At 70.0% G+C, this 25,503-nt stretch carries 25 protein-coding genes, 1 tRNA gene and 1 pseudogene; 7 read left to right on the top strand and 20 right to left on the bottom strand.

The genetic code is table 11. The annotated features are described in order from the left end of the window. Positions 1-681, bottom strand: coding sequence for a DUF3159 domain-containing protein (locus HUN08_RS08500; RefSeq protein WP_301546982.1), 681 nt, complete (start codon positions 679-681; stop codon positions 1-3). A gap of 43 nt (positions 682-724) precedes the next feature. After that, positions 725-1,102, bottom strand: a complete 378-nt coding sequence (locus tag HUN08_RS08495; RefSeq protein WP_124246302.1) for an OB-fold nucleic acid binding domain-containing protein — start codon at positions 1,100-1,102, stop codon at positions 725-727. A gap of 76 nt (positions 1,103-1,178) precedes the next feature. On the opposite strand from HUN08_RS08495, the gene HUN08_RS08490 reads away from it, so the two are divergent. After that, complete coding sequence (locus HUN08_RS08490; protein WP_301546949.1) at positions 1,179-1,892, top strand: alpha/beta hydrolase; 714 nt, start codon at positions 1,179-1,181, stop codon at positions 1,890-1,892. Here the strand turns inward: HUN08_RS08490 and HUN08_RS08485 are convergent. Both HUN08_RS08485 and dut read right to left on the bottom strand, forming a co-directional pair. Further along, complete coding sequence (locus HUN08_RS08485; protein ID WP_124246301.1) at positions 1,889-2,680, bottom strand: DUF3710 domain-containing protein; 792 nt, start codon at positions 2,678-2,680, stop codon at positions 1,889-1,891. The two genes, HUN08_RS08490 and HUN08_RS08485, sit on opposite strands and share 4 nt — an antisense overlap. A gap of 24 nt (positions 2,681-2,704) precedes the next feature. Beyond that, entirely contained in the window at positions 2,705-3,181 is a 477-nt protein-coding gene (gene dut, locus HUN08_RS08480; RefSeq protein ID WP_124246300.1) for a dUTP diphosphatase, read from the bottom strand. On the opposite strand from dut, the pseudogene HUN08_RS08475 reads away from it, so the two are divergent. Both HUN08_RS08475 and HUN08_RS08470 read left to right on the top strand, forming a co-directional pair. Continuing rightward, positions 3,142-3,645, top strand: a pseudogene (locus HUN08_RS08475) (DUF3093 domain-containing protein); the annotation flags it as partial. The gene dut and the pseudogene HUN08_RS08475 overlap by 40 nt on opposite strands. Before the next feature lie 105 nt (positions 3,646-3,750). Further along, positions 3,751-4,842 (top strand): quinone-dependent dihydroorotate dehydrogenase, encoded by a 1,092-nt coding sequence (locus tag HUN08_RS08470; RefSeq protein WP_301546981.1) that lies wholly within the window; start codon positions 3,751-3,753, stop codon positions 4,840-4,842. A 7-nt stretch (positions 4,843-4,849) separates the two neighbouring features. Here the strand turns inward: HUN08_RS08470 and HUN08_RS08465 are convergent, their stop codons facing one another. Together HUN08_RS08465 and HUN08_RS08460 are read right to left on the bottom strand one after the other, a co-directional pair. Beyond that, positions 4,850-5,389: a YbhB/YbcL family Raf kinase inhibitor-like protein gene (locus HUN08_RS08465; protein ID WP_301546948.1), complete on the bottom strand. Its 540-nt coding sequence runs from the start codon at positions 5,387-5,389 to the stop codon at positions 4,850-4,852. A 9-nt stretch (positions 5,390-5,398) separates the two neighbouring features. Then, positions 5,399-6,748, bottom strand: a complete 1,350-nt coding sequence (locus HUN08_RS08460) for a M20/M25/M40 family metallo-hydrolase (RefSeq protein WP_124246297.1) — start codon at positions 6,746-6,748, stop codon at positions 5,399-5,401. Positions 6,749-6,808: 60 nt separating this feature from the next. On the opposite strand from HUN08_RS08460, the gene HUN08_RS08455 reads away from it, so the two are divergent. Continuing rightward, positions 6,809-6,894, top strand: a tRNA-Leu gene (locus HUN08_RS08455). 108 nt (positions 6,895-7,002) lie between these two features. Continuing rightward, positions 7,003-7,968, top strand: a complete 966-nt coding sequence (locus HUN08_RS08450; RefSeq protein ID WP_124246296.1) for a nucleoside hydrolase — start codon at positions 7,003-7,005, stop codon at positions 7,966-7,968. A 52-nt stretch (positions 7,969-8,020) separates the two neighbouring features. On the opposite strand, the gene HUN08_RS18540 is transcribed toward HUN08_RS08450, so the two are convergent. The 4 genes from HUN08_RS18540 to HUN08_RS08430 form a co-directional block, all read right to left on the bottom strand. Beyond that, on the bottom strand, positions 8,021-8,473 hold the full coding sequence (locus HUN08_RS18540; RefSeq protein ID WP_367649945.1) for a glutaredoxin domain-containing protein: 453 nt from the start codon (positions 8,471-8,473) through the stop codon (positions 8,021-8,023). A gap of 538 nt (positions 8,474-9,011) precedes the next feature. Beyond that, positions 9,012-10,013, bottom strand: coding sequence for a methylmalonyl Co-A mutase-associated GTPase MeaB (meaB, locus tag HUN08_RS08440; RefSeq protein ID WP_124246295.1), 1,002 nt, complete (start codon positions 10,011-10,013; stop codon positions 9,012-9,014). Then, complete coding sequence (scpA, locus tag HUN08_RS08435) at positions 10,013-12,259, bottom strand: methylmalonyl-CoA mutase (RefSeq protein WP_124246294.1); 2,247 nt, start codon at positions 12,257-12,259, stop codon at positions 10,013-10,015. Before scpA ends, meaB begins: the two co-directional genes overlap by 1 nt. Then, a complete protein-coding gene (locus HUN08_RS08430) occupies positions 12,256-14,148 on the bottom strand; it encodes a methylmalonyl-CoA mutase family protein (protein ID WP_124246293.1) in 1,893 nt (630 codons plus the stop codon). The genes scpA and HUN08_RS08430 overlap by 4 nt, the downstream gene beginning before the upstream one ends. A gap of 98 nt (positions 14,149-14,246) precedes the next feature. On the opposite strand from HUN08_RS08430, the gene HUN08_RS08425 reads away from it, so the two are divergent. Beyond that, entirely contained in the window at positions 14,247-14,975 is a 729-nt protein-coding gene (locus HUN08_RS08425) for a TVP38/TMEM64 family protein (protein WP_124246292.1), read from the top strand. Between the two features lie 10 nt (positions 14,976-14,985). Here HUN08_RS08425 and HUN08_RS08420 read toward each other — a convergent pair whose 3' ends face one another. Then, a complete protein-coding gene (locus tag HUN08_RS08420) occupies positions 14,986-15,807 on the bottom strand; it encodes a DUF3097 family protein (RefSeq protein WP_124246291.1) in 822 nt (273 codons plus the stop codon). Then, on the bottom strand, positions 15,804-16,364 hold the full coding sequence (locus HUN08_RS08415; protein ID WP_124246290.1) for a hypothetical protein: 561 nt from the start codon (positions 16,362-16,364) through the stop codon (positions 15,804-15,806). Before HUN08_RS08415 ends, HUN08_RS08420 begins: the two co-directional genes overlap by 4 nt. Before the next feature lie 34 nt (positions 16,365-16,398). Between HUN08_RS08415 and HUN08_RS08410 the strand changes: the two genes are divergently transcribed. Further along, entirely contained in the window at positions 16,399-17,196 is a 798-nt protein-coding gene (locus HUN08_RS08410) for a hypothetical protein (RefSeq protein WP_124246289.1), read from the top strand. 18 nt (positions 17,197-17,214) lie between these two features. Here the strand turns inward: HUN08_RS08410 and HUN08_RS08405 are convergent, their stop codons facing one another. From HUN08_RS08405 to HUN08_RS08370, 8 genes are all read right to left on the bottom strand, one after another. Beyond that, positions 17,215-18,243, bottom strand: coding sequence for a ferrochelatase (locus HUN08_RS08405; protein ID WP_124246288.1), 1,029 nt, complete (start codon positions 18,241-18,243; stop codon positions 17,215-17,217). After that, on the bottom strand, positions 18,240-19,076 hold the full coding sequence (gene inhA, locus HUN08_RS08400; RefSeq protein WP_124246287.1) for an NADH-dependent enoyl-ACP reductase InhA: 837 nt from the start codon (positions 19,074-19,076) through the stop codon (positions 18,240-18,242). The genes HUN08_RS08405 and inhA overlap by 4 nt, the downstream gene beginning before the upstream one ends. Before the next feature lie 51 nt (positions 19,077-19,127). Continuing rightward, entirely contained in the window at positions 19,128-19,841 is a 714-nt protein-coding gene (fabG1, locus tag HUN08_RS08395) for a 3-oxoacyl-ACP reductase FabG1 (RefSeq protein WP_124246286.1), read from the bottom strand. A 45-nt stretch (positions 19,842-19,886) separates the two neighbouring features. Then, on the bottom strand, positions 19,887-20,861 hold the full coding sequence (locus HUN08_RS08390) for a VWA domain-containing protein (RefSeq protein ID WP_124246285.1): 975 nt from the start codon (positions 20,859-20,861) through the stop codon (positions 19,887-19,889). Continuing rightward, positions 20,861-21,802 (bottom strand): DUF58 domain-containing protein, encoded by a 942-nt coding sequence (locus HUN08_RS08385; protein WP_124246284.1) that lies wholly within the window; start codon positions 21,800-21,802, stop codon positions 20,861-20,863. Before HUN08_RS08385 ends, HUN08_RS08390 begins: the two co-directional genes overlap by 1 nt. After that, entirely contained in the window at positions 21,789-22,925 is a 1,137-nt protein-coding gene (locus HUN08_RS08380; protein ID WP_301546947.1) for a MoxR family ATPase, read from the bottom strand. Before HUN08_RS08380 ends, HUN08_RS08385 begins: the two co-directional genes overlap by 14 nt. A 139-nt stretch (positions 22,926-23,064) precedes the next feature. Continuing rightward, positions 23,065-24,540, bottom strand: coding sequence for an NlpC/P60 family protein (locus HUN08_RS08375; protein ID WP_367649944.1), 1,476 nt, complete (start codon positions 24,538-24,540; stop codon positions 23,065-23,067). A gap of 244 nt (positions 24,541-24,784) precedes the next feature. After that, positions 24,785-25,411: a DUF6676 family protein gene (locus tag HUN08_RS08370; protein ID WP_174900901.1), complete on the bottom strand. Its 627-nt coding sequence runs from the start codon at positions 25,409-25,411 to the stop codon at positions 24,785-24,787. Positions 25,412-25,503: the final 92 nt, after the last annotated feature.

The following is a 25,503-nucleotide window of genomic DNA, read 5'->3' as shown; positions in this document are numbered from 1 at the left end:
TCAGCGCTGCGACCGGTCGTTTTCGTCGATGCCGGTCTCGTCGGCGAACCGTTCCTCGTCCCGGTCCGCACGGCGCACCAACCACACGGTGGCCAGGACGGCCACGATCGTCAGGGGCCAGCCCATGCCGATCCGGGCCGCGGCGAGCCAGCCGGTGTGCCCGGTGTCGTACAACCCGTTCTGGACCAGGTAGCGGGCGATGAACACCACCGCCCACACGCCGGTGGCGAGGTCGTAGGCGATCAGCGTCGGGCGGTGTTTGCGCCACGCGGTGCCCGCGCTGTTGACCAGGCTCCACACGACGCCGACCAACGGCCACCGCACGATGATGGAGAGAACGAAAACGGCCGCGTAGACGAGCATCGTCCAGATGCCCAGCCGGAAGTAGCCCTTCGCGTCGCCGGTCCGATGGGCGATGTACGCGCAGATCGCCACGCCGATGAAACCGGATACCGCCGGGGTGATGTTGTCGCGGCGGATCAGCCGGTAGACCAGGATCGCGCCCGCCGTGGCGAGGGCGCCGATGATGGCGGCGCTCAATCCGAACCACGCGTTGACCGGGACGAACACCAGGATCGGCAGGGTCGAGTAGATCAGGCCGGGCACGCCGCCCATTTGCTCCAGGATGGTCGGAGCGGGTGCGTCTTCCGTCTCGTCGCGGCCGGTCGGCCCGGAGCCGATGCGCTCGGTCGCCGGTTCCGCGTCGTCGCCGCCGATGCGGCGGTCAGTCACCGTCGAGATCGTAGTAGGGGTTGAAGATGACCTTCACGCCGTCTTGTTCGCCGATGCGCCCGGTGACCCATAGGCGGCGCCCGGGTTCGATGCCCGGGATCCGGTTGCGCCCGAGCCACTTCAGCTTCACCGTGTCGGTGCCGTCGAAGAACTCGGCGACCACCCCGGCCTTGGCGTTCTTGGAACAGGTCTGCACCGAACGGAGTTCGCCGAAGATGCGGACCTCGTCGCCGCGCGCGCATTCGCGGGCGCATTGGGCGCCCTGAGACCGGGCCTCGTCGGCGATCTCCGCGGCGTCGGAGACCTCGAGGTCTTCGACGAGCATGCGCGTCATCCGTCGCAGGTAACCCGCGGAACCCGCTGCGGCCATCACACCCCTCCCAGGGACTGAGCTGGAAACTGGCTGTCGTTTCCAGCCCAGCGTAACCCTGCGGCAAGATCTAGTCATGCCCGCCCCGATAGTCGTGATGCCCGGCACCGGGTCCGACGCCGACTACGCCCGTCGCGCATTCGGTCCGGCCGCCGCGGAACTCGGCCGACCACTGGTGGCGCTGCAGCCCGAGGAGGATCTCGTCGGCGGCTACCTGCGCGTACTCGACCGTCTCGCCGCGGACGCCGTCGGCGAGCCGATCCTCCTCGGCGGGGTGTCGATCGGCGCGAGTATCGCGGCCAAGTGGGCGGTCGCAGCCGGTCCGGACCGCTGCGCGGGTGTGTGGGCCGCACTGCCGCCGTGGTCGGGACCGCCCGAGGCCAGCCCGGCCGCCGCGTCGGCAACCGCGACCGCCGACGCCCTCGAGCGGGACGGACTGGATGCCACCGTCACGGCGATGGCGGCCGGCAGTCCGAAATGGTTGGCCGACGAACTCTCCCGCTCGTGGCGCGAGCTGTACCCGGGGCTGATCGGCCAACTGCGCGCCGCGGCGGCACTCACCGGGCCCACCGCGCCACAGTTGGCCACGCTGCGGGTCCCGCTGGCCGTCGTCGTCTCCACGGATGACCCGATCCATCCCGCCGATGTCGGGTTGGCGTGGGCCGCGGCCGCGCCCCGGTCGGCGGTGGGCCGCACGACCCTCGACGCCTGGGGCGCCGATCCGGCGCTCCTCGGGCGCCTGGCGGCCCGGGCGTGGGCCCAGGTGTGTGAGCGGGGCCCGGTCGGCTAACGCAGGTCGCGCAGCTGCTGCATCGCGGTCCCCGGCGACACGTGTCCGGGTTCGGGCGGTACCGATCCGGTCGGCTCGGTCTGCGCGTCGACGAATGGGTCGCCGCCAGGAGCACCGGGCGCGAATCCCTGTTCGTCGTATCCCGGCTGCGCCGGCGGGTGGTCGGCGAAGTCGGGCGGCAGGTCGTCGAGGGCGAGCTGACCGTCGTCGACCATCTGCTGTTGGGCCATCCGCACCTGCTGTGCCAGCACGTCGGGCAGGATCAGCGGCAACGGCTCGCGCGGCGGGTACGGCTCGCCGCCGCGGCGCACCACGGACTCGGCGAGAACGGCGCGGGCGAGCTGGGCGAGCTGGTCGGCGGCTTGCGGCGGACCGCTGGCCACGCAGCGGACCATCCACCTGGGGCCGTCGACGCCGATGAAGCGATGGCATTCGTCGCCGGGCACCTCGGCGACGATCTCCCGCCCCCAATGGCCGTCCTCGGTACGCGCCTGCGCACCCTCCGCGCGCAGCGACTCGGCCAGCTCGCCGACGACCTCGCGCCACTGGCCCGGGGACTTCGGCGCCGCGTACGCCGCCACCGACACCCGGCCGACCGGCGTCATCAGGTAGACGGCCTCGGGCTGGTGGTCGACGGACATCTCGACACTGACCTGCCCGCCCTCGACGACGGGCACCAGCACCGATCCCAGGTCGAGATGCGAATTGGCCAATTCCTCCGCGGTCGTCGCCAAGTCGCCGATGTCATACGGCCCGGCCGCTTCGCCGACCCTCGCCATGCCCGCCATGTTCGCTCCCTTTCTCCCCGCGGCCTACAACGCCGCGTGGCCGCCGCTGGACCCGTATCCCCCGGCGCCGCGGCTGGTGTCGTCGAGTTCCTCGACCTCTTCGAGTTCGGGCAGCTCGACGCGCTGGATCACCAACTGGGCGATCCGGTCGCCACGCTTGATGACGACGGGTTCCTCGGTATCGAGATTAATCAAACAGACCTTGATCTCCCCCCGATAGCCCGCGTCGATCGTTCCCGGCGTGTTGACGATAGACAGCCCGGCGCGCGCGGCCAGCCCCGAACGGGGGTGGACCAACCCGACCGTCCCGATCGGCAAGGCGATCGCGATCCCCGTTCCGACCAGTTGGCGGCGCCCGGGGGCCAGCTCGGCGTCGGTCGTGCTGTAGAGGTCGATCCCGGCGTCCCCGGGATGCGCACGCAGCGGGAGCGGCAGATCTTTGTCGAGGCGCCGAATGCGCAATGGATCACTGGACGACGGTGACGGAGTTCGGTCGGACACCACCGCAGACTACGCTGAGCGCCGTGACTAGTGACGCCCAGACCGACCGATACGACGAACGGCTGTCGGTGCCGCTGTGGTGGTGGTTGGCCGCCGCGGTGCTCACCGCCGTACTCGGCTACGAGATCCGCCTGGGTGCGCACCGCGCCTCCTGGAGTTGGTGGGCCTACCTGGTCATCGGCGTGTTGCTGGCCGCGGTCCTCGTCTCCGTCGGCCGCCACCGCGTGCGCGTCACGGCCGACGGCGAACTGCTCGCCGGCCGGGCGCGCCTGCCCCGGTCGATCGTCGGCCGCGGCCTGACGGTTCCGCCCAGCGCCCGCAGCGCCGCGATGGGCCGCCAACTCGATCCAGCCGCCTACCTCGTCCATCACAGCTGGGTCCACTCCATGGTGCTGCTGGTCCTCGACGATCCCGACGACCCGACCCCCTACTGGTTGGTCTCGACGCGGCACCCGGAGAAGGTCTTGGCCGCGATGGGGGTCGCCGACGCCCGGCTCGGCGGCAGCCTCGAGAGCCCGGTCCCGGTCGCGGCACAACGTTCGCGGACGGTCGCCGCACTCAACGCGGTGTTGTATCCCCCGCTGCTGTGGTTGATGTTCCGGCTGTCGCCGGAGACGGTCCACGGCCTCGCCTCCCGGGTCATCCGGCTCGTCGGCGCGGTGCCCGGGGTGGGTCGCCTCGTCGCGCGGGCGCTGCACAGCGACGATCCGATCCTGCGCCAGGAGGTGTTCGGGACCAGGTTCGACGCGCCGCTCGGATTGGCCGCCGGGTTCGACAAGGACGCGTCGGCGGTCCGCTCGTGGGGTGCGCTGGGCTTCGGTTACGCCGAGGTCGGCACTATCACCGGCCAGGCCCAACCCGGCAATCCGAAGCCGCGTCTGTTCCGCCTGCCCGCCGATCACGCGCTGGTCAACCGGATGGGCTTCAACAACCCCGGTGCCGACGACGCCGCGCGCCGGCTGGGGCGTTCCCGTCGACGGCGCACCGCCTGCCCGGTGCCGATCGGCGCCAACATCGGCAAGACGAAGGTTGTGGAATTGGCGGATGCCGCCGCCGATTACACCCACGGCGCGTCCTCGTTGGGGCCGCTGGCCGACTTCGTGGTGGTGAACGTCAGCTCCCCCAACACGCCGGGGCTGCGCGACCTGCAGGCTGTCGAACAGCTGGGGCCCATCCTGGCCGCCGTGCGCGCGGCCACCGACCGCCCGGTGCTGGTGAAGATCGCCCCCGACCTCGCCGACGACGACATCGACGCCGTCGCCGATCTGGCCGTCGAGGCGGGCCTGGCCGGGATCGTCGCGACGAACACGACCATCTCCCGGGAGGGACTGGCCTCCCCTGCCGCCGATGTCGAGGCCGCGGGTGCGGGCGGACTGTCCGGTGCCCCGCTGCGCGAACGGTCAGTGGCGGTGCTGCGCCGCCTCTACGCCCGTGCCGGTGACCGCCTCGTGTTGATCAGCGTCGGCGGTATCGACGACGTCGAGGACGCCTGGGAGCGCATCCTGGCCGGTGCGACCCTGCTGCAGGGCTACACCGGATTCATCTACGCCGGTCCGACCTACGCCGAGGCGATCCACGCCGGGCTGGCCGCGCGGGTCCGCGGAGCCGGTTTCGCGACGATCGCCGACGCCGTCGGCGCGGGCGTCCGACAGGAGCGCTGACGACGCGTCAGTGCTGTTCGTAGGTGCCGACGATGATCGCCCGTGCGATGGCGTGCCCGAACAGGTTGAAGTTGAGGAAGGCCGGGGTGGCGTCGGCCGGCAGCCCCAGCGATTCGACGTCGACCGCGTGGACGGCGACGAAGTAGCGGTGCGGGCCGTGTCCGGCCGGCGGCGCGGCCCCCAGGAAGCGCTTGAGCGAGGCGTCGTTCGTCAGTGTCAGCGCACCGTCGGGCAACGACCCCGCCTCGCCGTTTCCGGCGTCGGCGGCCAGCGAGGTCACCGAGGCGGGGATGTCGGCCACTGCCCAGTGCCAGAAGCCCGACACGGTCGGCGCGTCCGGGTCGTAGACGGTGACCGCGAAGCTGCGCGTCTTCTCCGGGAATCCCGACCAGCTCAACTGCGGCGACGTGTCGGTCCCGCCGGCCCCGAAGATCCCGCTGACCTGCGGCTGGGCCAAGGGCGCGCCGTCGGCGAGATCGGTCGAGGTGAGGGAGAACCCGGGCAGCTGCGGGAGGGCGGCATACGGGTCGTAGGTTCGGTTCGTCACTGTGATCATTCACCTCTCGGTCGGTGCGCTGTGCAATAGGAAATGCTCGAAAACCTTGGTACCGAACAACACTGAGTCCACCGGCACCCGTTCGTCAACCCCGTGGAACAGCGCCGCGAAGTCGAGTTCCGGCGGCAGTTGCAACGGGGAGAAGCCGAAGCACCGGATGCCCAGCTTCGCGAAGGCCTTCGCATCGGTCGCCCCGGACAGCATGTACGGAACCGTCCGGCCGTTGGGATCGTGCGCCAGGATCGCGGCGTTCATCGCGTCGACGAGGTGGCCGTCGAAAGTCGTCTCGTACGGGTCCAGCCGGGTGATCCACTCCCGGGTGACGTTCGGGCCGAGGAGACCGTCGATCTCCGCCTCGAAGGCCGCCTGGCGGCCGGGCAGGACCCGGCAGTCGATGACCGCCTCGGCCGTCTGCGGGATCACGTTGGCCTTGTACCCGGCGTTCAGCATCGTCGGGTTGGCGGTGTCGCGCAGTGTCGCACCGATGATGCGGGCGAGACCGCCGAGTTTGAACAGCGCGGTCTCCAGATCCGGGGTGTCGACGCCGAGGTCCAGGCCCGTCTCCTGCGCCGCGGCCGCGAGGAATTCGGTCACCGCGTCGGTCAGCACCAGCGGGAAGCGATGCGCGCCGATCCGCGCCACCGTCGCGGCGAGTTCGGTGACCGCGTTGTCCTCGTGCAGCATCGAACCGTGTCCGGCGGTGCCGGTGGCGCGCAACCGCATCCACGACACCCCCTTCTCAGCGGTCTCCACCAGGTACAGCCGCCGGGTCGTCCCGTCCGGCCGGTCGACGGTCAGCGAGAACCCGCCGACTTCGCCGACGGCCTCGGTGACGCCGTCGAAGAGGTCGGGTCGGTTCTCCACCAACCAGTGCGATCCCCACGTCCCGCCCGCCTCCTCGTCGGCGAGGAAGGCGAAGACGAGATCGCGCGGCGGCACGGTGCCCTCGCGGGCGAATTGGCGTGCCAGGGCCAGCGTCATCCCGGCCATATCCTTCATGTCGACGGCGCCACGGCCCCAGATGTACCCGTCGGCGATGGCGCCGGAGAACGGGTGGACCGACCAGTCGGCCGCTTCGGCGGGCACGACGTCGAGGTGGCTGTGCACCAGCAGCGCCCCCGCGGAATTGGCCGGGTCGCCGGCAAGCCGGGCGAAGACGTTGCCGCGACCGGGCCGACCGGACTCGACATAGGTCGTCTCATACCCCGCCTCCGCCAGCTGCGAAGCCACCCATCTCGCGCACTCCGCCTCGCCTTTCGTGGTGTCCGGCTCCCCCGTGTTGGAGGTGTCGAAGCGGATCAGATCGGCGATGAGGCCGACGACTTCGTCTGTCGCTCGGGTAGCAGTCACCCCACCATTATGCGAATTTGGGTAATCGCCGCGTCCTCGGTTAGTGTTATCGCGCACCAAGTCCGAGTGGCGGAATGGCAGACGCGCTAGCTTGAGGTGCTAGTGCCCTATTAACGGGCGTGGGGGTTCAAGTCCCCCCTCGGACACGCGAATCCCCGACCGAAACCGGTCGGGGATTTCTCGTTGCCCGGTCGGCCGGATACTTACGGCATCCGCACGGGTCCGCGGCCGCACCGCGCACTAGGGTCGCAGGCGTGGGCATCCCGCTACTGCTCGACTGCGACACCGGCATCGACGACTCTCTCGCGCTGCTGTATCTGCTCGGCCGCACCGACGTGGACCTCGTCGCCATCGCGTCGACCGCGGGCAACGTGCCCACCGATGTGGTGGTCGCCAACAACCTCGCCTGGCTCGAGCTGTGCGGCCGCGACGACGTGCCGGTCCACCGCGGCGCGCCCGGCCCCGTCTCGGCGCCGCTGCGGACGGCCGAGGACACCCACGGTCCGCGCGGCGTCGGCTACGCGGAACTGCCGCCCGCCTCCCGCGCGGCCTCCCCGGTCGACGCCGCCCGGGCCTGGATCGACGCCGGGCGACGACACCCCGGCACGCTCGTCGGCCTCGCCATCGGCCCGCTGACCAACCTGGCGCTGGCGATCCGCGCCGACCTCGACCTACCGACCCGGATGCGGCGCCTGGTGATCATGGGCGGCGCCTTCGGCGTCGCGGGCAACACGACGCCGGTGGCCGAGTGGAACATGGTCGTCGACCCGGAGGCGGCGGCGGAGGTCTTCGCCGCCTTCGACCGCCCCGACGCACCGGATCCGTTGGTGTGCGGGCTGAACATCACCGAGCAGATGAGGTTCACGCCGCGGCATCTGGCACAACTGCGGGATGACGCCGCCGGGGTGTTGACCGATCACCTCGCCGATGCGCTGCGCTTCTACTTCGAGTTCCACGACGCCCAGGACGAGGGCTATCTGGCCTACCTGCACGATCCGTTCGCGGCGATGGTCGCGTTGGCGCCCGAGTCGGTCACCGCGGTGCCGGCCCGGGTCGCGGTGGAATTGGCGGGCACGCACACCAGGGCGATGACCGTCGCCGACCGCCGCTGGATGACCGGTCCGCCCAACGCCCTGGTCGTCACCGAGGCGGACACCGAGGCCATGCTCGACGGGTTGGTGGAAGCTCTGGCCCGCCTGGCTCAGCACCTGGCCGACTGACCCATACCGGGCCGGCGATCTGGGTACGTCAGGTCAACTGGCCAGAAGAGCCCTACGCGATACCGGGCCGGTCCTTTTGGGCGTTCGGCAGCGACAAGGCATCAAGATAGTCAGGCTGAAATCCCGCCCAGTGGTGATCGCCGACAACCACGACAGGGGTATGAAAGTACCCGAGCGCCATCACGTAGTCGCGAGCGTCTGCGTCATCCTCGATGCTGACCTCTTCGTATTGGATCTTGTCTCGGTCCAGCTTCGCCAGTGTGGCGTGCGAGTTGACGCTAACTCGCGACGAGTAGACCGTGACATGGGCTCCATTCATGAACGCCTCAGCAATGTTCGCCGCCTTTAGCGCACGCTCAGCCGCTTTGAGTTCGGCCTTCTGATTGGCCTCTTCAATCGCGTTCCGAACCTCATCAGCGATAGCCAGTTCATCTTCCTTGGCGATCCGATCCGAATCCAACGCTGTTTCGGGAACAGAAAGAATTGCCTCAATCGCTTCGGGCACCTTCTGGCCACGTTTCTCATAGATTGCCGCGATGGTTGCAGCGGCTTCTACACGTTCCCCTAGCGATTCCCCGCGCGCTCGGCTCCGAGTCGGCCTGCTCCGGGCCAGTTTACTCACTGTTAGCCCCCTGCCCTAGGCGTGACGCCGACTGTGCTGTCCCCTGGCTCACGTTCAACACCTCACCTGCAAGCTCCAAAATCAGATCCTCCTCCGATTTCGTGGCGATATTCGATACGACCAGGGTTCTGAGAATACGCCAGCCGTCACGTCGACGTCCCTCGTCGCCGCTATACGTCGACTCCATCGCCCATTGAAATCTCATCCACCATTCTCGCCGATTGTCGGCGCGATTGCGCTGGATGAGCGTGGCAACGACACCCACAACTGCGACGAGACCCACGATCAGAGTAACCCAAGCTTGTGCTGGCATAGTGCTGCTCATACTATCCGTGACCAGCGTCAGAAGATGATCGGGGCCAGGGGCCTTAGCTCAGGTGTCGAGTTAGATGAGCCACTGTCGGTTCATCATGCCATTCACTCAGTCCGCGCGCCGGCCGAAGGCGGCCAGGATCTCCGCCGCTCCCAGCGCCGGGGTGAGGTCGCCGGCGCCGATCCGGGACTCGACGTCTGATCGGACCGCGCCGACCGACGGATTGCCCGCCAGACGGGCGAGCAATTCGTCGTGCACCATCGTCCACATCCAGTCGACTTGCTGGCGGTTGCGATGCGCGTCGAATCTGCCGTCGTCCACCATCGTCTGCCGATGCCGCTGCACCGCGGCCCAGTAGTCGTCGACACCACTGTTCTCCAACGCGCTCATGGTGAGCACCGGAGGCGTCCAGAAGGCGTCGTGGGGGTAGATCAGGCTCAGTGCTCCGCGCAGCTCGCGGGCCGCGGCCCGCGCCTCGGTGACGTGCTTGCCGTCGGCCTTGTTGACGACGATGACGTCGGCGAGCTCGAGGACCCCCTTCTTGATGCCCTGCAGCGAGTCGCCGGTGCGGGCCAGGGTGAGGAAGGTGAAGGTGTCGACCATGTTGGCGACGGTGACCTCCGACTGGCCGACACCGACGGTCTCCACGAGCACCACGTCATACCCGGCCGCCTCGACGAGCACGATCGTCTCCCGCGTCGCCTTGGCGACCCCGCCGAGGGTGCCCGCCGTCGGCGACGGCCGGATATAGGCGTCCGGGTGGGCGGCGAGGCGGCCCATCCGGGTCTTGTCGCCCAGTATCGATCCGCCGGTGCGGGTCGACGACGGGTCGACGGCTAGCACGGCCACACGGTGGCCCTGCTCGATGAGGTACATCCCCAACGCTTCGATCGTCGTCGACTTCCCGACGCCGGGTACGCCGGTGATGCCGACGCGGAACGAGTTCCCGGCGTGCGGCGTCATCGCCAGCAGCAGTTCCTGTGCCTTCGACCGGTGGTCGGGGTTGGTCGACTCGACGAGGGTGATCGCCCGCGCCAAATCGGCGCGACGTCCGGCCAGCACACCGGCCCCGAGGAGCTCCGGATCGGTGCGCGACGAACCGGCGACCACTACTTCCCCGCGGCCGACAGGTGCAGGCCCAGGTTGTCGGCGAGTTTCGTGATCAGCTCCACCGCCGAATCGGCGATGACGGTGCCCGGCGGGAAGATCGCCGCCGCACCCGCGTCGTAGAGCTCCTGGAAATCACCCGGCGGGATGACGCCGCCCACGACGATCATGATGTCGGAACGCCCGACGGCGGCGAGCGCGTCGCGCAGCGCCGGCACCAGGGTGAGATGGCCGGCCGCCAGCGAGGAGACGCCGACGACGTGCACGTCGTTGTCGGCGGCCTGCGCAGCCACCTCCTCCGGCGTGGAGAACAGCGGGCCGACGTCGACGTCGAAGCCGAGATCGGCGAACGCGGTCGCGATCACCTTCTGCCCGCGGTCGTGGCCGTCCTGGCCCATCTTGGCGACCAGCACACGCGGACGCCGACCCTCGGCCTTGGCGAATTGCTCGACCAGTTCCGTCGCGGCGTCGATGTTGCCCGACTCCCCCGCCTCGTGGCGATACACACCGCTGATGGTACGGATCTCCGCCTGGTGGCGCCCGAACACCTTCTCCATCGCGTCGGAGATCTCGCCGCCCGTCGCACCGTGCCGGGCCGCGTCGATGGCCAGCGCCATCAGGTTGGTGTCCATCGACCCGCCCGGCTGCCCGGCGGCATGCGTCAACGCGTCCAGCGCGGCCCGCACCTCGTCGGAATCCCGCTCGGCGCGCAGCTTCTCCAGCTTCGCGATCTGCTCCGCGCGGACCTTCGAGTTCTCGACCTTGAGGACCTCGATCGGTTCGTCGTCGGTGACGCGGTACTTGTTGACCCCGATGACCGGCTGGTGACCCGAGTCGATGCGGGCCTGGGTGCGGGCCGCCGACTCCTCGATCCGCAGCTTGGGCAGCCCCTCGTTGATCGCCTTCGCCATGCCGCCGGCCTCCTCGACCTCGCGGATGTGGGCGCGGGCCCGGTCGGCGAGTTGCGCGGTGAGCCACTCGACGTAGTTGGAACCGGCCCAGGGATCGATCGGACGGGTGGTCCCCGACTCCTGCTGCAACAGCAGCTGCGTGTTGCGGGCGATGCGCGCGGAGAAGTCGGTGGGCAGGGCGAGCGCCTCGTCGAGTGCGTTGGTGTGCAGCGACTGGGTGTGGCCCTGTGTCGCCGCCATCGCCTCGATGCAGGTGCGCGCCACGTTGTTGTAGACGTCCTGCGCCGTCAACGACCATCCCGACGTCTGCGAGTGGGTGCGCAGCGACAGCGACTTGGCGCTGCGCGGATTGAACTGGCCGACGAGTTCGCTCCAGATCAGTCGCGCCGCGCGCAGTTTGGCGACCTCCATGAAGAAGTTCATCCCGATGCCCCAGAAGAAGGAGAGGCGCGGCGCGAACTTGTCGATGTCCAATCCGGCGGCGAGGCCGGCGCGGATGTACTCCACCCCGTCGGCCAGCGTGTAGGCCAGCTCGAGGTCGGCGGTCGCCCCGGCCTCCTGGATGTGGTAGCCGGAGATGGAGATGGAGTTGAACTTGGGCATCTTCGCGCTGGTGTAGCCGAAGATGTCGGAGATGATCCGCATCGACGGGTCCGGCGGGTAGATGTAGGTGTTCCGGACCATGAATTCTTTGAGGATGTCGTTCTGGATGGTGCCGGCCAGCTTCTCCGGCGGCACCCCCTGCTCCTCGGCCGCGACCACGTAGAGCGCCAGGATCGGCAGCACGGCGCCGTTCATCGTCATCGACACCGAGACGTTGCCCAGGTCGATGCCGTCGAACAGTTGGCGCATGTCCAGGATCGAATCGATGGCCACGCCGGCCATCCCGACGTCACCGGCGACGCGCGGGTGATCGGAGTCGTAGCCGCGGTGCGTCGCCAGGTCGAAGGCCACCGACAACCCCTTCTGGCCGGCGGCCAGGTTGCGGCGGTAGAAGGCGTTCGACTCGGCCGCGGTCGAGAAGCCGGCGTACTGACGGATGGTCCACGGCTGGTTGACGTACATCGTCGGGTACGGGCCGCGGATGAACGGGGTCGCTCCGGGAACGGTGTCCAACGGGTAGTCGGGCGCGACGGCGTCCCGGTCGGCCCGCGTGTAGATCGGCTTGACGTCGATCTGTTCGGGTGTCTGCCACACGACCTGCTCGGCGCTGTAGCCGTGGGTCTTGGCCGCGGCCTCGATCCGTTCGGTCGCATGCGCGACGGTGACCGGGGGCTCGGGCGACTCCGTGCGCAGCGGGACGCCGCCGAAGGAGGGGACGGTCTTCTTCTCGCTCATGCCTGTGCTCCGTTCGCCGCCTGGCCGCCGATGAGGTCCAGCAGGCCGGTCAGGGTGGACACCGCGTCGATGCCGACGGCCAGCGATCCGTCCGGCGGCGAATCGGGCTCCGGCCACTCCTTGGCCGGGCCGGCCAGGTAGACGTGTGCGATGCCGGCCGCCCGGGCCGCGGCCAAAGCAGCGGGCCCTTCCTCGGCGTAGCGCCCCTTGGTGCCGCAGAGCACCGCCACCCGCGGCGAGTGCTCGGCCACCAGGGCGGCGATGCCGGCGGATTCGACGGGTCCGGGGTTGATCGCCTCGATGCCGCCGGCGGCGAGCAGGTTGGCGATGAAGGTCGTGCGGCCGTTGTGCTCGGCGATGGGACCGAGCGGGATCAGCAGCGCGCTCGGCCGCGTGCCCGCCGCCGCGGCGTCGGCACGGTCGCGCAGCGCTTCGAAACCGCGGGCCACCCGCGCCAGGTTCGGTGCCGCTCCGGGTAGGTCGGCCACCGCCGCGGAGTCCGGGCGCAGGGCCGGTTCTGCCAAGTTCGGGAACTCGCTCACACCGGTGATCGGCGCCGTGCGCTTCGCCACCGCGGCATCGCGGTCGGCGAGCGCCTCGGACACCCGCCGCGCGGCGGAGCCGTCGGCCAGGGCGGCCCGGAATCCGCCGCGCTCCTCGACGTCGGCGAAGACGGCCCAGGCCGCGTCGGCGAGGTCGTCGGTGAGCGATTCGATATACCAGGACCCGCCACCGGGGTCGAGCACGCGACCGATGTTGGACTCCTCCAACAGGAGCAGCTGCGTGTTGCGCGCGATGCGTCGCGCGAACGCCGGATTGGCGGACCGCTCGTCGCCGGGAATGGCAGCGTCGAACCGGTGCACGGTGACCTGGTCGGCGCCGCCGACCCCGGCCCCGAAGGCGGCGACCGTGCTGCGCAGCATGTTCACCCATGGGTCGCGCTGCGAGAACATCGCCAGATCGGTGACCGCGTGGGTGACCGCGGCGCCCGCATCCGGGACGCCGAGTACCTCGGCGACGCGCGACCACATCAGGCGCAGTGCGCGCAGCTTGGCGATCGCGCCGAACTGCTCGTCGGTCACGCTGAGCGCGAAGGTGATCTGCCGCAACGCCTGCGCGGCGGTGAGCCCGGCGTCGACGAGGTCGCGCACATGGGCGACGCCGACGGCGACCGCCAGGCCCAGTTCGGTCACCGGGTCGGCACCGCCGCCGGAGAAGTCGAGCCCGTCCACGCGGAACGCCCGCACCCGGTCGGCATGCGCACCGCCGGCGACCTCGACCGCGAGTGCGGTCGCCTGCGCCTCGTCGACGGTGGGCCGGCCGGAGAACGCGGCGGTCAGCGGCGAGAGTCCGAGCGAGTGGGCGGTCGCCACCGTCACGGGGGCCTCCACCGGCGGAGCCGGGGCGGCGTCGAGGATCCGCAGGAACTCGTTGCCCGCGGCGATCCCCGCCGTGCCCGCGTCGACGGTCACCGGGAGGAGGTCCAGGTAGACGCCGTCCAGCACGGCGGCCAGGCCGTCGACGGCGATCCCCTCGCCGATGCGCAGCCACAGTCCACTCGTCCCGTTCCCGCATGCGTCGAGGATCTGTTCGTTCACCGTCGCGGGAGCCGTGTCGTCGTCGCCGAAACGCTCGGTCACCCGCCAGCCGAGTACGACGTCGCGCGCCCGGTCGGCGCCGCGGACGAAGGGGAACTCACCGGGCAGGCCGGGTTCGCGCGTCTCGTCGAGGCGGGTGTAGAGGGGGCGCACCGTCAGCCCGCCGGGGACCGGGGTGGAGAGCAGCTCCGTGGGGGTGCCGGGGAGGTCTGCGACGTCGACTCGGCGGGACTTGGCGAGCACCGCCGCCGCCGACTCCGACCACTGCTCGTAGGCGGATGCGAGAGACATGTCACTTCCTTTTCATATTGTGCTAAGGACGATAGCCGATGGCTCCGGGCGGGCCTGCGCGGCCACCGGTCGTGCCGCGAACCAGTAGAGTCGCGCAGGTGAGCAAGCAGGCCGGGGAGCACCCGCATGTCGGCGAGGAACTGATCGAGGCCGACATCCGCGGCACCGTGATCCGCCGCCTGGTCGTCGTTGGCGTGGTCATCGCGGTCATCATGGTGACCTCCTATCTGGTCCCCACCAAAGGGATCGTCGAGGGCATCGAGAAGTGGCGCAGCGGCCTCGGCCCGGCCTTCCCCATCGTCTTCTTCGCCTGCTACGCGATCATCACCATGTTCCCCGTCCCCCGCTCGGCGTTCACCTTCTCGTCGGGCATCCTGTTCACCGCGTGGGTCGGGCTCGTCGGCGCGATGGCCGCCACCATGTTCGCGGCCGTCGCCTCTTTCATCGCGATCCGCGTCATCGGCCGCGAGAAGGTGCAGCCCTATCTGAAGCAACCGGTGGTGCGGGCCATCGAGGCGCGCCTGGCCCGACGCGGCTGGCTCGCCGTCGGCTCGCTGCGCTTCATCGCGGCCTGCCCGTTCTCCCTGGCCAACTACTGTTCCGCCTTGTCCGCGGTCCGCTTCTGGCCGTATACGCTGGCCACGCTGATCGGGGTCTTCCCCGGCACCGCCGCGGTGGTCCTTCTGGGCAAATCGCTGGTCAGCGGTCCCAACCCGTGGCTCATCGCGTCGACGGTCTTCTTCTTCGCACTCGGGATCGCCGGCCTGCTACTCGACGCCAAGGCGCCCGTGGAGCCGATCGCCGAGCCAGCCGTCGACGAGTCCTGAGCGACCCGGGCTATTCGGGCGCCGCGACGAAGTCGATCAGTTCCTCCACCGCCCGCAACAGCGGCACCTCGATGTCGCGGAAGTCGCGCACCCCGGAAAGCACCTTGCGCCATCCGTCCGACGGCGAGCCCCAGCCCAGCTCGGCACACACGCCGGTCTTCCAGTCGGTGCCGCGCGGGATCCTCGGCCATCCGGCGATGCCCACCGACGCGGGCTTCACCGCCTCCCACACGTCGATGTAGGGATGCCCGCAGACGAGGACGTTCTCGCCGAGGGACCCGGTGAGCCGCTGCTCCTTGGAGCCCGCGACGAGATGGTCCACAAGAATCCCCGCGCGTCGGCGCGAACCCGGCTCGAACTCGGTCAAAGCCGCGGCGAGGTTGTCGAGGCCGTCGAGGCTCTCCACGACGACGCCTTCGGCGCGCAGGTCGTCGCCCCAGACCCGTTCGACGAGGGTGGCGTCGTGGACGCCTTCGACGAAGAGCCGACTGGCGCGGGCGACCCGTGCCCGGGCGACCGGGGCCTTGCGGGAACCGGATGCCGTGCGCGCCGCCGACGCCGTGGCCGCCGGCTTCGGGCGCTCCAGCGTGACGGTCTTGCCGTCGATCAGAAAGGCCGACGGCCGCATCGCGAAGATCCGCGTACCGCCGTGGCGGTCCTCCAGGCGCACGAACAAACCGTCGTAGGACTTCTCGAAGCCGACGACCGCGCCGCAGTATCCGCTGGCGGCGTCTTCGACGACCAGGCCCTTCTCGGCCGGGATCACCGGCACCTGCGGCCCGCGCCGCCGCGGCGCCGCCAGGACGTCCCGCCCGTATCGATCGTCTCTCACGATGGCTCAGCGTAGACCGGCCGAGCCGACTTCTTGGCGAGCGCCGCGCGCACCCCGATCACCGCCAACGCGACACCACCCAGTGCGGCACCTCCGCCGACCACCAGGAGCAGATAGCCCACCCCCCACAGCCCGGTTCCGTCCGACCGGACGGCGTCGACGGCCCAGGTCGTGGAAAACCCCGCCAGCACACCGGTCGCGACGACGATCGGACCGGACCTCCGCCAGCGCGCACTCCATCCCAGCGCCGCGACCGCGGCGCCCACACTCAGCGCGCACCCGATCACCTGCCAAGGGCGGTACGGACCTTCCACGTGGCCACACGGCCGGGCGTAGTAGGAACCCCAACTCAGCCACGCGAACCAGAGGCCGACGCCGGCAAGGATCGCCAGGACGGCCAGCGCCCACGATCCCAAACCGCGCCTGGCGACGACGGCCGATGACCGCCTCTCCGCCGAATGCACCAGGTAGACGACGATGATGGCCGTGACGAACGGGATGCCGCCGAACAGCGCCATCACCACGAGTAGGCCGGGCAGCGCCTCCGCGACAGTCATCCCCTCACGGTAAGGGACTAGGCTCGTCGGAGTCATGACCAGCACCGATCATCTGAACGACCCCGCTCCGGCCTATCCGCTGGCCACCGTCGGCCCCTGGGCGGCCGCGCTGGGCGCCGGGCGATGCGCCGGTGACGACCTGCTCGACGAGTTGGCCGCGCTCGACATGCCACCGGGAATCGTCGACGACGAGACGGGTGCCCAGATCGGTTGGCTGGAGATCGCCCGGTCGGCCCGCTCCTGGTCTCTTCGCCTTCCCGCGCCCGGCGATCCGGACGGCCTGCCGCCGGGTCCGGCGGCGCGTGCGGGGCTGGCGGCCGGTGAGGCGCTCGTCGTCGAGACCGAGACCGGCGAACTCGTGATCGTCGGCGATCGAGATCCCGATCGCGCCCACCGGTGGGTCGCCTTCGCCGCGGCCGCGTCGCTATCGGCGTCGTCGACGACGGGAATGGGCGAGGCCCGGCAGTCGCTGCGCGAGGTCGTCGCCGCCGCGACCTCGGTGCTGTCGCGGGTCTCCTCGATGTCGGACGGGGACGGCGACACCCTCCGCGCCGACCTCGCGAAGAAGGTGTTCCAGTACCGACCGGTGCTGCCGCCGGGCGCCGACGCGCGGGCCGCCGAGGTCGCCGATCTGGCCGCCCAGGTGCTGGCCACCGTGACGTTGGCGTCGGCACGGCGCGTGCAGTTCGGACTGTCGAGCACACAGGCCGCCGGATCCGATCAGAGCTTGAGCGAGGTCACGGCGGCGGCGCGCGCTGCCCTGGCGGCAGCCGTCAACCGGGTCATGGCGGAGTTCTCCTACTGCACCGACCGAACCGGCGGTGACCGCTAGCGCCCTCAGGTCGGCGGCTCAGTCACCCGCACCGTTGTCGCCGCAGCCGGGGGCCGCCAGGTCGCCGCTGCCATCGGCGTATCGGTCGACGATGTCGGCCGCCATCTCGATGAACCGCGGATCGGTCCCGACGGTGTCGGCGCGCGAATACCCCAGACCGAGCTTCGCGGTGAGTTCGGCGACCTCGTTGTCGAGGTCCCAGACCACTTCCAGATGATCGGAGACGAATCCGATCGGCGCGACGACCACCTGCCCGATCCCCCGCGTCACCAATTCCTCCAGGTGATCGGCGATGTCCGGATCGAGCCACGGCACCTCGGGCGGCCCGGATCGGGACTGCCAGACCTGGTCGTATTCGGTGATCTCATTGGCCGCGAGCCGCTGCGCGACGGCCTCGCACGCCTGCGCGACCTGCCGCGAGTACAGCCCGTCGCCCACGGCCCGGTCGGCGCGAACCGGGATGGAATGGGCGGTGAAGACCAGGCGCATCGGGCCATCGGGATCGGGCAGCGCGGCACGGGCCCGCCGCACCGCGTCGGCCTGGGCGTCGAGGAAGGCCGGTTCGGACCAGTAGTGCGGCAGCTTTCGCAGCACGACGGGGTCGTCCGCACTGCCCGGTACGCGCTCACTCAGCGCCGCGACGGATCGGGCGATGTCCTCGTGGTACTGGTTGGAGCCCGAGTAGCCGCCCCAGGCCGATGTCGTGAACACCAGGATCCGACGGTGGCCGTCGCGGTACATCTGCTCGACGGCGTCCTCGACATACGGTTCCCAGTTGCGGTTGCCGAAATAGATCGGCAGCTCGCGTCCCCGGCGCGCGAGGGCCGCGCGCAGGGAGTCGATCATGTCGCGGTTGAGCGCGTTGATCGGCGATGCCCCGCCGAAGTGGTAGTAGTGCTGCGCGACCTCTTCGAGCCGCTCGCGCGGCACGCCTCGACCCCGGGTCACGTTCTCCAGGAACGGCAGGACGTCCTCGGCGCGCTCGGGCCCGCCGAAGGAGAGGAAGAGGACGGCCGTGAACGGCCCGTCCGCGGGACGGCTGCTCACTTGCCGGCGATCATGTCCTCCGGGAACCAGGTGTTGTGGCTGGCCCCGCCGTCGACGTAGATGATCGAACCGGTGGTCCCGGGCAGGAAGTCCGAGAGCAGCGCGCACACGCTCGTGCCGACGACGCCCGGGTCGTCGACGTTCCAGCCGATCGGCGACGCGCCGTTCCAGTACTCGTTGAGCATGTTCAGCTTCTTCGCGTCGTCAGTCGCGGTGCCCGAGATGGCCTTGGCGGCGAGCGTCTTGATCGGGCCGGCGGCGACGAGGTTCGAGCGGATGCGCTTGGCGTAGCCGACCTCGCGGGCGACGTAGCGGTTCACCGACTCCAGCGCCGCCTTGGCCACGCCCATCCAGTTGTAGTCCGGCATCGCGGTGCGGGGGTCGAAGTCCATGCCGACGATCGAGCCGCCCTCGTTCATGACGGGCAGTGCAGCGCGGGCGAGCGAGGCATAGCTCCACGCGGAGATCTCGAAGGCTTTCGAGACATCCGGGCCGGGGCCCTCGAGGAAGGGCAGCGAATCCGGGCCCATCAGCGTGCGGGGCGCGAAGGCGATCGAGTGCACCAGGCCGTCGATACCCTCCGGCGCCAATTCGCGGACCTTGTCGGCCAGCTCGCCGAGCGACTCCTCGTCGGTGACGTCGAGCGGGATCGCCGGCGGCACCTCCTGCGGCAGGCGCTTGGCGATGCGGTCGATCAGGCGCAGGCGCTCGGGGATACCGGTGATGATCACCTTGGCGCCCTGCTCCTGCGCGACCTTGGCGGTCGAGAAGGCGATGGAGGCGTCGGTGATGATTCCGGTGACGAGGATGGTCTTGCCGTCGAGGATGCCCATGGCTGACTCCTTGTGGTTGGTTGCTGCGATGCGGTGACTGGTCCGGCGGGCCTAGTGGCCCATGCCCAGGCCGCCGTCGACGTTGATCACGTTGCCGGTGACGTAGGCCGAATCATCGGAGGCGAGGAAGGAGACGACCGCGGCGACGTCCTCCGGCTGGCCCATGCGCTTGGCGGGGATGGCCTGGTCGACGGCGGTCTTGGTGTACTCCTCGGGGAGCGCGCGGGTCATGTCCGTGTCGATCAGACCGGGCGCGACGACGTTGGCGGTGATGTTGCGGCTGCCCAGCTCGCGGGTGACCGAGCGGGCCAGACCGATCACGCCGGCCTTGCTCGACGCGTAGTTGGCCTGTCCCGGGGTGCCCATCAGGCCGACGACCGAACCGAGGTAGATGAACCGGCCCCACCGGTTCTTCAGCATGTCGCGGGTGACCGCCTTGGTGACGCGGAACGCCCCGGTCAGGTTGGCGTTGATGACGCGCTCGAACTGGTCGACGTCCATCCGCATCAGCAGGGTGTCCTCGGTGACGCCCGCGTTGGCCACCACGACCTCGACCGGCCCCTGGTGCTCGGCGACCTCGGCGACCGCGCGGTTGACCGATTCGGTGTCGGTGACGTCGCACTGGACGCCGAACAGCCCCTCGGGAACACCGGAGCCGCGGTGGGTGACCGCGACCTTGTGCCCGTCGGCCGCGAGTCGCTGGGCAATGGCGAGGCCGATGCCCCGGTTTCCGCCGGTTACCAATACAGAGCGAGACGTAGTCATGGGTAGCAAACCTATCCTGTCGGGGTCAGTCGGGCACAGGCCGGGTCAGGGCAGCCGCTGGTTGAGCAGCAGCGCCCCGGCCGCGGCCAGCAACGCGAGCGCGGTACCGGCCAGCACCCACGGGTGCGAGTTGTCGCCGCGGGTCGTCTCGTAGCCGATCTGCTCCTGCAGCGACTTGTAGACGGCGTTGAGTTCTTCCAGGCTCGAGGCGGTGAAGAAGCGGCCGCCCGGTGCCGCGAGCTGCGAGATCTTCTTCAGCGAGGCGTCGTCGACGGGGACCGGGATGCGCTCGCCCTCCAACTCCACGACCCCGGTGCGGGTGCCGAAGGAGATCGTGGAGATCGGTACCTTGCGCTCCTTGGCCTTGCGCGCCGCGGTGAACGCGCCGCGCGGGTCGTCGGGGTTGTCCGGAACGGTCTCCTTGCCGTCGGAGAGCAGCACGATATGGGCGGGCGGGGCCGCCTCGTCCCCGCCGAGCAGTGAGTTCAGCGTGCGGATCTGTTCGAGCGCGGCGAAGATGCCCTCACCGGTGGCCGTCTTGTCGTCGAGCTGGAGCTTGTCGACGGCCTTCACCGTGGCCGTGTGGTCCGGGGTGGGGCTGACCAGCGTCGTCGGGGTGCCGGCGAAGGAGATGAGACCGAGGTTGACGCCCTTGGTGAGTTCGGCGGCGAATTTCTTCGCGGCGGCCTGCGCCGCCTTGATCCGCGTCGGCGCCACGTCGGTGGCGTTCATCGACCGCGACACGTCGATCACCAGCATGACGGTCGCCTTGTTGCGCGGAACCTTGCGATCGGCCTGCGGGCCGGCGAGCGCGACGGTCAGCAGGATCAGCGCGACGGTCAGGATCGCGAATGGCACGTGGCGGTAGCGGTCCGTGCGCTTGGGGGTCACCGAGCGCAGGATCTCCAGATTCGCGAACCGGATCGCGCGGGCGTTGCGTTTGCGCTGGATGTACACGTAGAGACCGACGAGGGCCGCGACGACGAGTAGCGCGAGCAGCCACCAGGGGTTTGCGAGCATCAACCGACTCCTGCCGCCAGGCCGCGCCGGCGGCCCGAGATGAATCGAACGGTGTCGGCGATCCAGTCGCGGTCGGTGCGCAGCGTCATCACCGGGCCGCCGCACGCGCGGATCGTCCGGTGGACCTTCGCCTGGTGCTCCGCGGCGGCGGCGGCGAAATCGGCGCGCACCTGCTCGGTGATCACGACGTCGTGGATCTCCCCCGACTCGGCGTCGGCCAGTCGCACGTCGCCGATGGCGGGCAACTCCAGGTCGCGCGGGTCGAGGACCTCGATCCCGAGCAGTTCGTGGTGGCCGCCGATGGCGCGCAGGGACCGATCCCAGTCGATGGGCCCGAGGAAGTCGCTGATCACCACGGCCAGGCCGCGGCGGCGCTGCGGCCGGCGCAGCGCCTCGATCCCGTCGCGCAGGTCGCCGCGCACGGTCGGCGAGCTGCGGTGCGTGGTGGCGATCTTCTTCAACAGGGTCTGCGCGTGTGCGCGGCCGCCGCGGGCCGGAACGCGCACGATCTCGTCGCCGGTCACGATGATGGCCCCGATCCGGTTGCCGCCGCCCGCGGTCAGGTGGACGATCACCGCCGCCGCCGCGACGGCGAGATCGCGCTTGGTGTGCCCGGTGGTGCCGAAGTCGAGGCTGCCGGAGACGTCGACGACCAGCCAGGTCTCCAACTCGCGGTCGGCGATCATCTGCCGCACGTGCGGCACCGTGGTGCGCGCGGTCACCGCCCACTCCATGCGTCGGATGTCGTCACCCGGCTCGTAGGGGCGCGCCTCCCCCGGCTCGGAGCCCGGACCGGGGATCAGGCCGAGGTGCTCGCCCTGGAGGACACCGTCGAGCTTGCGTCGAACCGTCAACTCCAAGTTGCGCAGCGCAGCGGTCAGCGCCGGATCCTTGAGCAGACCGTCGTCGAAGGACGGCAGCGGGGCGCTACTGGCCGCCATGCCGCGCAACGGTCGGCGACACCGGGCTCGCCTGCGGCGCCGGCGCCTGCTGCGGGTTCGGGATCGCCGGGATCTGGCCCGGGGCCGCGGCCCCGCCGGCCGGCGCCTGTGCCGCGACGACCTGCGGCAGGCCGACGGTCTGCAAGACGCGGGTGATCACGTCGTCCGCGTCGACCGAATCGGCGAGCGCGTCGTAGGTGAGGACGAGGCGGTGGCGCAGCACGTCCGGGGCGACCTCGACGATGTCGTTGGGCACCACGTAGTCGCGCCCGCGGACCAGGGCCAGCGCGCGCGCCGCGGCGATGATGCCCAGGGTGGCGCGCGGCGAGGCGCCGTACGCGAGCCAGGAGGCGACCTCGGTCATGCCCAGGTCGGCGGGCCGTCGGGTCGCGTTGATCAGCCGGACCACGTAGTCGACGAGCGCGTGGTGGACGAAGACGTTGGCCGACGCCTCCTGCAGGCGGATCATCGTCTCCGGATCGAGCACCTGGCTCGCCGTCGGCGGGACGTTGCCCATCCGGTAGACGATCTCGCGCTCCTCCTCCACCGACGGGTAGTCCACGTTGACCTTGAACAGGAAGCGGTCGCGCTGCGCCTCGGGCAGCGGGTAGACGCCCTCGTTCTCGATCGGGTTCTGCGTGGCCATCACCAGGAAGGGGGTGGGCAGCGGGTAGCTCTTGCCGCCGATGGAGACCTGGCGCTCGGCCATGACCTCCAGCAGCGCAGACTGGACCTTGGCCGGGGCGCGGTTGATCTCGTCGGCGAGCAGGAAGTTCGCGACGACCGGACCGAGCTCGATGTCGAACTCCTCGCGGCCCTGGCGGTAGATGCGCGTGCCGAGCAGGTCGGTGGGCACCAGGTCGGGCGTGAACTGGACGCGGGAGAAGGATCCGCCGACGACGGTGGCGAAGGTTTCGACGGCCAGCGTCTTGGCGACGCCCGGGACGCCCTCGAGGAGGATGTGGCCGCGCGCCAGCAGGCCGACGAGGATGCGCTCGACGAGTTGGTCCTGGCCGACGATTACTCGCTTGACCTCGAAGACGGCCTTCTCGAGCAGCTTGGAATCGGCTTCGCTGAGTTTGGCCGAGGACTGCTGGCCGGTGGCGGGCTGCTGCGACGTCAAAGCCCAACTCCTGTCGTCGTTGTACATGCCGCGATCACCGGATCGGGGCGCATGGGGTGGAACGGTCTGCACCAGACTAGCCGCGCGGACTCCGATAGGCGATAAACGACGGCCCGCGCGTCAATCGGCGGATCGACTCCTACCAGAGCCGGACGACGTTCGGCATCGCGCCACCGGTCCGCAACGGCGAAACCTTGACGACATCGCCGGACTGGGGGGCTTCCAGCATCTTGTTGTCGCCCAGGTAGAGGGCGACGTGCTCGCTGGCGTTGGCGCCGTAGAAGATCATGTCGCCGCGCTGCATCTGCGAGAGCGGGACGTGGGGACCCGAGGTGTACTGGTAGCCGGTGTAGTGCGGCAGGTCGTAGCCGATGCCGGCGAAGGCGTAGACCATCAGGCCGGAGCAGTCGAACCCGACCTTGTTGTAGTCGCCGTGGGCGTCGGCGACACCACCGTCGCGGATGCCCTTGGTGGGACCGTTGGCGTTTCCGCCGCCCCACGCGTAGGGCAGGTTGAGCTGCGACATCCCGCGGTTCACGACCACTTCCACGGCCTGCGGGCCACGGAGCCCGGGGCGCACCTGTCCGCCACCGCCGCCGCTGAAGCTGCCGGTGCTGCCGAACAGCGCCCCCAACGAGCCGTTCGAGAGCCGCGAGAGAGAGCCGTTGCTCCCCATGCTGGTGAGATCGCTGCCGGAGAGCCCGAGCTCGTCGAACAGCGCCGACTGCGGGATCTGCTGCGAGCCGACGACACCGGCGAGCACCTTCTGCGCCAGGTCGGCGGCCACCTTGGCCGCGGCGGCGGCCGCGTCGAGGGCGGCCTTGGAGTCGAGGCCGTCGACCGTGATCGGCGGGAGGCCGGGGATGGCCGGCGCGGCGGCGGTCCGCTTGACCCCGCGCAGGGCGTCGAGCTGGCTCTGGGTCTGGGCGCGCTTGTTCAGCAGCGCGACCTTGCGCTTCTGCTCGGTGACCATCGCCTGCTGCGCGGTCTTCACCGCGGCGATGGCGTCGGCGCGTCGGCTCGCGGCGCTGCGCACCGCCGAGGCGGCCTGCACGCGGGAGGCCTCCAGCGCGGCGGCCCGGTTGGCCTTCTGGTTGCGGGCGATCTTGAGCTGCTCGATGACGGCGCGCTGCTGGGCGGTCACCCGGTCGATCACGCCGACCTGGTCGAGCACCTTCTGCGGGTCGTCGGAGGAGATGTAGTCGCGCATCGACCCCGCCTGGCCGTGCTTATAGGCGGTCGCCGCGTAGGCGTTGAAGGATTTCTGCGCCGAGGCCAACCGGTGGTTGGCGGTGTCGAGCGACTTCCGCGCGCCCTGCGCCGCCACCGTGGCGAGGCGCTGCGCGACGATCGAGTTCTGGAAGTCGACGAGTGCGCGGTTGACGCCCTCCCGCTTGCCGGCAAGGTTGCCGTCCAGGTCGGCGATGCTCTGATCGCTGGCCGCGATCGCGTTGACCAGCTGGGAGATCTTCGCGGACTTCTGGTCGTTCGGCGCGGCACCGGCCGTCGCGGCGACCAGGGTCGACAGGGCCACCGACGCCACCAGGAATCCACCGCTGAGCTTCGCGGTGATTCGGCCTGGTCGGTGCGTGCTCGTCTTCTGGGTTCGCCTCACGCCGGTAACTCCTCAAGTTCGCGAGGTGGACATCAACAGTCACAGCGGTAACACCTGCGACATTTGCACCGTACGTCACACCAGTGAACATGGGAAACACCGGAAACTGAATTACAAACCTGTGATTACCTGCGGCGATGCCGTGAACTGGGCAAAGGCGGCGGTTGAGCGCCAGGTATCACTTTTGCAACATTCGCCCCACGCGTTTACGCGGGTATCGAATTGCCCTCGGAAGGGGGCCGGATCAGCCCTTTTCCGCCGAGGTCGCGGTGTCGAGCCCGTCATCGAGCCCCTCGCGCACGGCCTCGCCGGCGTCGGCCGCCGACTCTTCCGTCGTCGGAGCCGCCACCGCGCCGGGAGCGTGTGCGCCCGCCGCACGGCGCTTGGAGAACAGTCGCGCGCCCACCGCGCCCAACAGGACCACGAGCGTCAACACCACCGTGACCACCGTCCAATTCGTCTGGGGCGCGGTCAGCTGGGCCACCATCTGCTTCGCGGCGCCCGGCGGGTCGGACAGCGTCAGGTTCTGCGCCGCCTCCTCCTGGACCACACGGGGGAACTCCGGACCGGAGCTGCCCACCGAATCCGGGCCGAGCACGATGACCGTGCCGCCGGTCTTCGGCTGCACGGTGAGCGCGATGTCCCGATAGTGGGTGAAGGTCTGCAGTTTGTCGGTGAGGACGACGATCTTGATGTCGTGGCCCTTCGCCTTCGCATCGGCCACGACGGCCTGGAGGGCGGGAACCTGCGCGGCCGGCGCGTACACGCCCTGGGCGTTCAGGTCGCGCACGATCGCATCGACGTCGATCCCGGTGGGCACGCTCGCGCCGTAGGGAATCGCCGGTGCCAAGGAGGAGGGGTCGGGACTCACGCTGTGCCTTTCAGCCGACGAACGAACCGGTCATCGGACATTCTCTCGCATAGGGCCCCGGGTTTCCCGGTGGGCCACCGTGTCGCGTCAGA

The organism is Gordonia sp. X0973 (assembly GCF_013348785.1).
In the GTDB taxonomy this organism is placed as follows: domain Bacteria; phylum Actinomycetota; class Actinomycetes; order Mycobacteriales; family Mycobacteriaceae; genus Gordonia.
The sequence above is the reverse complement of the archived record's forward strand: the minus strand, read 5'-3'. Positions and strand labels throughout refer to the sequence as shown.

Coding starts and splice junctions, on each gene's coding strand:
- HUN08_RS08495 (WP_124246302.1), bottom strand. CDS start 1,102: ATGGCCGCAGCGGGTTCCGCGGGTTACCTGCGACGGATGACGCGCATG.
- HUN08_RS08490 (WP_301546949.1), top strand. CDS start 1,179: ATGCCCGCCCCGATAGTCGTGATGCCCGGCACCGGGTCCGACGCCGAC.
- HUN08_RS08485 (WP_124246301.1), bottom strand. CDS start 2,680: ATGGCGGGCATGGCGAGGGTCGGCGAAGCGGCCGGGCCGTATGACATC.
- scpA (WP_124246294.1), bottom strand. CDS start 12,259: ATGAGCGAGAAGAAGACCGTCCCCTCCTTCGGCGGCGTCCCGCTGCGC.
- HUN08_RS08430 (WP_124246293.1), bottom strand. CDS start 14,148: ATGTCTCTCGCATCCGCCTACGAGCAGTGGTCGGAGTCGGCGGCGGCG.
- HUN08_RS08415 (WP_124246290.1), bottom strand. CDS start 16,364: ATGACTGTCGCGGAGGCGCTGCCCGGCCTACTCGTGGTGATGGCGCTG.
- HUN08_RS08410 (WP_124246289.1), top strand. CDS start 16,399: ATGACCAGCACCGATCATCTGAACGACCCCGCTCCGGCCTATCCGCTG.
- inhA (WP_124246287.1), bottom strand. CDS start 19,076: ATGGGCATCCTCGACGGCAAGACCATCCTCGTCACCGGAATCATCACC.
- fabG1 (WP_124246286.1), bottom strand. CDS start 19,841: ATGACTACGTCTCGCTCTGTATTGGTAACCGGCGGAAACCGGGGCATC.
- HUN08_RS08390 (WP_124246285.1), bottom strand. CDS start 20,861: ATGCTCGCAAACCCCTGGTGGCTGCTCGCGCTACTCGTCGTCGCGGCC.
- HUN08_RS08385 (WP_124246284.1), bottom strand. CDS start 21,802: ATGGCGGCCAGTAGCGCCCCGCTGCCGTCCTTCGACGACGGTCTGCTC.